Annotated in this window: 1 protein-coding gene; it reads left to right on the top strand. The window is 68.2% G+C overall.

The annotated features are described in order from the left end of the window. Positions 1-437 (top strand): response regulator transcription factor (locus tag V2J85_RS40785; protein ID WP_330824413.1); only part of this gene is annotated, 437 nt, incomplete at both ends.

The following is a 437-nucleotide window of genomic DNA, read 5'->3' as shown; positions in this document are numbered from 1 at the left end:
CATCCGGATGCCGGAGCTGGGCGGCATCGAGGCGACCCGCCGAATCACCGCACGCGAGGGCTCCACGGTGAAGGTGCTTGTCCTGACCACCTTCGACCTCGACGAGTACGTGTACGAGGCGCTGCGCGCGGGCGCCTCGGGCTTCCTGCTGAAGGATGCCTCAGCCGATGAACTGGCCCATGCGGTAAGGGTGGTGGCGGCGGGGGACGCTCTGCTCTCCCCCAACATCACCAAGCGGCTGATCGTCGAGTTCTCCCGGACGGCCGGAGCCCCGCGCGCCCCGCTGAAGGAGCGGATCGGGGATCTGACGGAGCGGGAGACGGAGGTGCTGTCCCTGATCGCGGGCGGTATGTCGAACGCGGAGATCGCGGGGCAGCTGATCCTCGCTGAGCAGACGGTGAAGACCCATGTGGGCCGCATTCTGGTGAAGCTGGGCC

Source organism: Streptomyces bugieae (assembly GCF_036352915.1).
GTDB classification, from domain to species: domain Bacteria; phylum Actinomycetota; class Actinomycetes; order Streptomycetales; family Streptomycetaceae; genus Streptomyces; species Streptomyces endophytica.
This window is presented reverse-complemented; position numbering and strand designations above follow the sequence as displayed.